The organism is Bradyrhizobium sp. AUGA SZCCT0182, assembly GCF_018130185.1.
Taxonomy (GTDB): domain Bacteria; phylum Pseudomonadota; class Alphaproteobacteria; order Rhizobiales; family Xanthobacteraceae; genus Bradyrhizobium.
The window spans coordinates 1-6,491 of record NZ_JAFCLY010000088.1 but is presented as its reverse complement, the minus strand read 5'-3'; the positions used below and the strand labels follow the sequence as shown (position 1 = coordinate 6,491).

Below are 6,491 nucleotides of genomic sequence, written 5' to 3'. Positions count from 1 at the left end.
TCGCATTCGAGAACGAAAAGGCCGGACACTTCGCCCGTTACGATAGCGACATTGCAACCCCTGAATCTCGCAAAGTCACGTCCGATCTCTTCTGCATCGACCGACATTCCCCAGGGCAGCCCACTAGGGGTTTTCTCCGCCTTTTTGTGGGATTTCTTTTCACCGGACTTATGGGCGGGAAAGACGTGCCACCCGCGTGCAGCATATGAAAGGGCCGCGGTCAACATTGGCGGGTCGACGCCAGTGTCATAGGTGTTGCCGTGCATCACCGCCCTCCCGCCGAGGACGGTAATATCGGTGGCACCAAACCACCCTGTGCCCGCTTGAAGGCGGTAATAAAGGCCGGTCGCCTACCGCGACTGCGGCAAGCGATCCGTTTCCCCGACGCATCATGGTCGCGACGTCCGGCGATCGCTATACAGACGCGGAGGTTTCGGCCAGCAATAGCAGACTTAGTAATAGCCCAGTTTGTCATCGCCGGTCACGCTGATTCGTTATTGCGTGCTGCGATGCGGCCATTTTGCCAGGCGATGAGGTCGCCTTCCAACCAAGCGACCGCGCGTCCAGTGTCACTCAGCGGTATCGGCTTGGGAAACTCCCCCGTTTTTATCAATTCGCCGATTTGCGTGCGCCGAAGTCCAACAAACTCGGGAAGTTCACGCAAGCGAAACATCCGGTTAAGGCGAGAATTAGTCATGATGGCGCTCCGGTATCACCCGGCGAGGCTTGCCGGTCGAACCGAACCATCTCAATTTTTCTCAGGATAGTCACATGGCGGAAACTAAATATTCTTCGTCAGTTCTGTCCATTAGTAGTCCGCGCGAGATATTTGCGAGCTTCTGCGTCGGCACTGGCTTCTATTCTCAAGATTGAGAACAAATCGGCGAGCCATTCGATAAATGGGCCGCCGGTTACGTGACTGATGCGGTCGGTCGTTCTGCCAGCCAGATTTCCGGTACGTTTTTTAAAAATGATCGCGGCGGTTCTGGTTACGGACTCGGCAGGTCTATTAGCTTTCCTGCCATCGGGTTGTTCACAAAACGAAAAACAAGGGATCAGTTTAGCCGCATTCCAGGAAGCATCGGCCGCGGTTGCCGCCGATCTTGTGAGTATCTGGAGGTTAGCATGATCGAGAAGTTCACGAGATGTTTGGTGCAGGGATTCGATGTGCTTCACAAGGCGAGTTGCCAGTAGGCGCAATTTTTCAATTTCGTTTCTGGTGGTTCTTTCGCCCGCAGGCGATTGAGAGCGTGCGGCTGCAAATCGCTCGAAGGCGGCAGCGGTGCAGATGGCCACTACATCGTGATCCAAACTTTTGCGATCGCCCTCGTCCAGTTCAGTGGCCGCTCTCCGAGATAAGTTCAAAATCGAAGCCTCGATTTTCCCCTTTAACTCATTTGCGTCGGAGACATCTTTTTTCAATGTGGATTGCCACTCGGGCTTCCAGGCGTTGGTCAGAAGCCTTTTTGCATCGTTATATGCCGCCGTCTCTACGGGACCTTTCATGGTCGCGAGCCAAGAATCGAATTTCGCGGCGTCCTGGGGCTCGATGCGCACCGATCGGTTAGTGGCTCCGCCCGATCGTCGCCCGCGGTTCGGTTGCTTCCGGGTCATTGTCCTGCCTCCGTATCGGCATGACATTACTTTCCGCCGTGTCCACCGGCCTCGTCAAGCAGTACCGCGCCCAATCGGCCATGAGCCGAGCCCGCTTGCCGAACAGATCGCCTCGTCGATAGGCGGCCTCCACCTTGTTGCCAATCACGTGAGCCAATGCCATTTCGACAACGTGATTATGATAACTGGTCCGCTCCGCCGCCCAATCGCGAAACGTTGATCGGAAGCCGTGCACGGTAATGTCGAGTCGGCCCATCCGTTTCAATACCTCGGCCATCGCCATATTTGAGATCGGAACGCCCTTGCGGCTGCCGGGGAACACAAAATCTCCGTCACGCGGTAGAGCTTCCAGAATTTTGAGCGCGCGGCTCGTTAGCGGGACGCGATGCTCTGTCTTGGCCTTCATGCGTCCGGCGGGGATGGTCCACAGCTTCGCATCCAGATTCATCTCAGGCCAGCGGCCGCCGATGACTTCACCAGTGCGGGCGGCATTCAGGATTGTGAACTCCAAAGCTCTCGCGGCTATGCCTTCGCGGGCAGCCAGTTGAGACATAAACTTAGGCATCTCGGTAAAGGGAAGCGCCGCGTGATGTTCGACCTTCGCAATCGTATTGCGCGCAGGCAGGGCGTGGATCAAGTTGCCATCCCAGGCGGCAGGATTTTCGCCGCTGCGATAGCCGCGTGTCTTCGCGAAATCGAGAACGGCTTCAATTCGACCGCGCACCCGGCTCGCGGTCTCCGTCTTGCTGTACCAGATCGGCTCGATCGCCTTGAGCACCAAGGCCTTGTCGATCGCGGCGATGGGAAGTTTCCCCAGCGCTGGATAGGCGTACATTTTGAGCGTCGAGAGGAATTGCGCGGCGTGCTTGGCGTTGTTCCATTTGCGCGAGTGGAACTTGTAGTATTGATCGACGCATTCCTGAAAGGTGACGTTCGCGGCAGCAGCCAGGGCGTTCTCCGAAGTCTGCCTGACGCGTTCGTCCTTGCGGGCATCGAGCGGGTCGATCCCGTCGGCCAACAGCTGCCGCGCCTTGCGCGCGCGCTCGCGGGCTTCGTCCAACGTGAAGTCGCTGACCGGCCCCAGGCCCATAGCCCGCTCGCGCCCGCCGCGCTCGTAGCGGAGCAGCCAAGAGCGGCCGCCGGTCGGTGTAACTTGGAGGTAGAGGCCCCTACCGTCACCGTAACGGCCTGGCTCAGTCAGTTTGGCGACCTGCCTCGTGGTCAATGCCATCGCAACTATCCTTCCGCCCCCAAATACCCAACCCCCGGATCAGCCCCCGGCTTGACTATGCCGGACGATAACGGCTTATTCTGGGTAAAAGCGGAGTAGGAAAAGGCAGGAAATCACTGTGCTGTTAGGGTTTTTCTTCTCCGGCTGCCGCTCCGTTTCGGGTGTCTCCGGGGCGTTCCGGGCGCTAAAACGGCGGCCTCCCTCTCCGCCACCCTACGCCCTGCGGGCTTCGGGTGGCAGGCCACCCGAGAGACCGTAGGGCGCGGGGTGTCTCCCGAAGCTCCGTAGGAGCGCAGAGAGACTGGTACCGTGTGGTACGTTTATTTTCCTGAGCTCAGCAATGGCGATGTCTACGGGTCGACCGACGATCGTCGGCGTCGCGTCACGTCACGCAATGACGGTCATGTCGTCTCCACTCCAGGTTAGGCATCGAAACGGTGACTCCATCCTAGCGGGCAAGGTCTGAGGATGTCTGCTTTACCACCTCGCTACCTATTTTCCGCGCGATCGCTCTCTCTAAAGAGCGTGCCATGATGATAGCCGATCGTTCGTCAAGATGTGCTCCATCGGTCCATCGGATCTCGTTGGATGGATAGTCCAATGATAACCATCTGCCGTGGTCGTGCCCAAAGGCCTCTGCCATCGCTGACCGGCCCGTTGTCATATATCGGGACCGCGCGAATGCGGGGCTCAGAGGAAGTTCGTAAAAGAACACTGAAATCTTTTGCATCTCGAGCGTTTCCACGATGTGCTTCAATTCGGCTGCATGTCGACGGATGATCTGATCGTGATCCGGATTATTCCACTCAGCCAGGACAGCGGCGAGCACATGCGGGTTGTATTCGGGGGCTGGCGGCTTTCGTAGAATTGCCTCTTCTAGAGCCGATTGCCGAAGAAGCGCAGATTTGTCATCTCTGTCAAAGCGCTGCCAATCGTCGAGCTTTTGCTGGTACAACGCGGCTAATGTGCGAAGGGGTCTGAAATTCATTGGTGCGCGCGCAGGCTCCGCATTACTCGTGCGGACCCTCTCAACCATTGCCTGGTCGATACCGCGAGAAAGAGTATTGGTCTCGATGGCTATGAGCCGCGGCCGAACAGCAGTAGCCGCCTCAATCATTGCTGCCCCGGTCAACGGAGATCCACCAGGCAGCGCCAGATTTCGAACGTAAAGTTTGTGAAAAAATTCTTCGTGCAATCGCACGGTGAACGAACTGCCCGTTAATGCGACCGGAGCAACTGGACTGTTGAGATAACGATCGGCAATCTTGGACTGTATTTCATCCGTCGTGGTCGCGGGAAAGTCCGGGATGTCTTTGAGGAACTGAGGAGCTATCCAACACATGGCCAATACTGCGGCACATGCAGCGCTCGCCTTCACGAACCAGCTTATCGAGGCAGTACGGTCCATGTCCAACCTAGAACTGGAAATATATGAACGCTGTGTCGGGACCGGCCTCGATTAGCATCAGAGCTGCCATGGCGCCATACACAAAGGGATCCAGGTTGCCCCGGAGTGCAACGAGCCTCTCCGAGGTGATAAAATGCTGTATGAGAACTGGAAACGCATAGATCAGCGCCAGACTTCGGTAAATGCGCGCAGGGCTAGGCACGGACTGATCGATAAACATACCAGAAATGTAATCCATCGCATGCTCGAAATTCGGGAGCTTGAAAAAAACCCATAAGAAGGAGACGCATAAAAAAACAACAAGCATGCGAGTCGCAACGATCACGCGACGCAGAGCGGCAATCGCTGCAAGTTTTTCTATCAAGGGCAGGAACGGACGCTCGATCACCAGAAGGAGGCCGTGCATTAGCCCCCATGCCAGGTAGCTCAATCCGGCGCCGTGCCAAAGACCACCCAGGCCCATCACGATCATTAGATTGAGGTACGTCCGCCCTTTACCATCGCGGTTGCCGCCTAACGGGATGTAGAGATAGGTGCGGAGCCAGGTTGACAGCGAAATATGCCAGCGCGTCCAAAATTCAGCAAACGACTGCGAGATATAGGGCAAGTTGAAATTGATTGGCAGACGGTAGCCGAACAGCAGCCCCAGCCCGATCGCGATAGCAGAATACCCGAAAAAATCGGCATAGATTTGATAGCTATAAAGGAACAGGCAGAGCCAACGGTCGCTGCTTCGAAGCGCATGGTATAGAGGAAAATCCATGTTGGTCGTGAGCGTGTTGAGGTTGTTCGCGACAAATAGTTTGAAGAAGTAGCCGGTGACAATCCATCTAGCCGCCTCGACGAACGGTACTTCGTTGAAAAATTTCGGTTGGATTTGCGGCAGAAAGTTTTCCGCCCGCGTGATGGGTCCGGAGACGAGCTGCGGGAAGAATATAATGTAAAGAAACACGTCCCATTGGGAGGGGGCAGGGCCGGTGCGTTTCGTCATGTCCACCAGCAAGCTGATGTTGTGGAAGACGAAGAACGAAATGCCTATTGGCAGCGGGAGTTTCAGCAAGAGGTCAATCGCGCCAACATCCGAGAGTGCCGGTGAGGAGGGATCGACAAACAGTAACTTGTACTTGAAAAAGGCTAATAACGCGAGGTTGAATGCAATGCCGGCCGGCAGCCACAACTTACGTCGAGCCATGGCCTTCAGGAGAAAGAAGTAAGTCCCGAAGACCGCTATCGCGAGCAGCGCCAGCAATTCCGGTTGCCCGAATCCGTAGAAGAACAGGCTTGCAACTACCAGGATGTAGACCTGATACGGGCGAACGAGTGGCCAGTAATAAAGGGCAAATACCCCAGACACGAACACCGCAAATTGCCACGACGTGAAAGTCAAAGAGTTAGCCTCCAAGCAGGGGTAGTGATTGGGGAAAACCCCATCATGTCTACCAAGCGGTCGCGCGGCCGCCCCGACGTATGGACTTCGGAAATTGCGCTGGTCGAGGCTGCCTAGCTGAACGCGAAGCCAGCCTTCCAACTCTTTCGAGATGCCTGCGGTTGCGAACGAATGCGTCCAATGAATTCCGCGCAATCGAGCCGGTTCGACGAACCCATCGCGAGCAAGCTGGTTTTAGTCCAGCTTCAACCCGTCGTGCAAACAAGCTTGCTCGCGTGGTCTTGCCATCAAATGCTCTCATCTGCTGGGCCCTATGGTAAACTATAAGTGTGCCTAGATTGATACCGCGACTACCACGAAAACATTCACGGTATCAAACGAAGGCGCCGTGAGGGCTGTTTTCGCTGTTACCGCGTTTTGTTTTTCGCGGTCCCAGCTTATAAACTTTTTGCTCGCGCCTTCGCTAGTGACATCGCAGCTCCACCAAGTCTCAAAGCTCCTTTCACTCACGCCGTCCCGGCACCCCGCCGCCAATATCGTTACGCAAGCGCGACATACAATTGCATCCACCCGCCGCACGTTGAAGGTCTGCTAGCGCGCTTTGTCTCTCGGCGGCTTCCCCAAAATCACCTCGCGCCGGGTGCGCGAGCAGCCCGGCCGGTGGCGCGCCGAACAAATCGCTTCTGATTGTCAGAAGTCATGTCAAGCACAAAATTTCCGAAATTCAAAAATATTCCTCTTTCCTTCGACCCCAAATCACCTGCACATCAATAGCCATCCCGTCCCACTCAGAGGGGCGTCGGCCGTCGTCATGACGAGGGGCGGGGATGCGGTGGACGTTGACGTTGCGA

At 56.1% G+C, this 6,491-nt stretch carries 5 protein-coding genes and 1 pseudogene; all 6 read right to left on the bottom strand.

Annotation, left to right across the window (positions count from 1 at the left end; genetic code table 11):
- Nucleotides 1-266 (bottom strand): bifunctional DNA primase/polymerase (locus JQ611_RS41140; protein WP_212468821.1); only part of this gene is annotated, 266 nt, incomplete at its 3' end.
- Between the two features lie 215 nt (nucleotides 267-481).
- The gene (locus JQ611_RS41135) at nucleotides 482-697 is read right to left on the bottom strand and encodes an AlpA family transcriptional regulator (protein WP_212468820.1); all 216 of its coding nucleotides are present in this window, start codon (nucleotides 695-697) and stop codon (nucleotides 482-484) included.
- A gap of 98 nt (nucleotides 698-795) precedes the next feature.
- Nucleotides 796-1,557 carry a hypothetical protein gene (locus JQ611_RS41130; protein ID WP_212468819.1) on the bottom strand — a complete coding sequence of 254 codons (762 nt, stop codon included), beginning with the start codon at nucleotides 1,555-1,557 and terminating at the stop codon, nucleotides 796-798.
- 7 nt (nucleotides 1,558-1,564) lie between these two features.
- Nucleotides 1,565-2,845, bottom strand: coding sequence for a site-specific integrase (locus JQ611_RS41125; protein ID WP_212468818.1), 1,281 nt, complete (start codon nucleotides 2,843-2,845; stop codon nucleotides 1,565-1,567).
- Between the two features lie 448 nt (nucleotides 2,846-3,293).
- Nucleotides 3,294-4,253, bottom strand: coding sequence for a hypothetical protein (locus tag JQ611_RS41120; RefSeq protein WP_212389375.1), 960 nt, complete (start codon nucleotides 4,251-4,253; stop codon nucleotides 3,294-3,296).
- Between the two features lie 295 nt (nucleotides 4,254-4,548).
- Nucleotides 4,549-5,244 (bottom strand): annotated as a pseudogene (locus JQ611_RS43235) (MBOAT family O-acyltransferase); the annotation flags it as partial.
- Nucleotides 5,245-6,491 lie beyond the last annotated feature (1,247 nt).

Bases quoted from the DNA above. Each gene is read 5' to 3' on its own strand.
- JQ611_RS41125 (WP_212468818.1), bottom strand. From the start codon at position 2,845: ATGGCATTGACCACGAGGCAGGTCGCCAAACTGACTGAGCCAGGCCGT.
- JQ611_RS41120 (WP_212389375.1), bottom strand. From the start codon at position 4,253: ATGGACCGTACTGCCTCGATAAGCTGGTTCGTGAAGGCGAGCGCTGCA.
- JQ611_RS41135 (WP_212468820.1), bottom strand. From the start codon at position 697: ATGACTAATTCTCGCCTTAACCGGATGTTTCGCTTGCGTGAACTTCCC.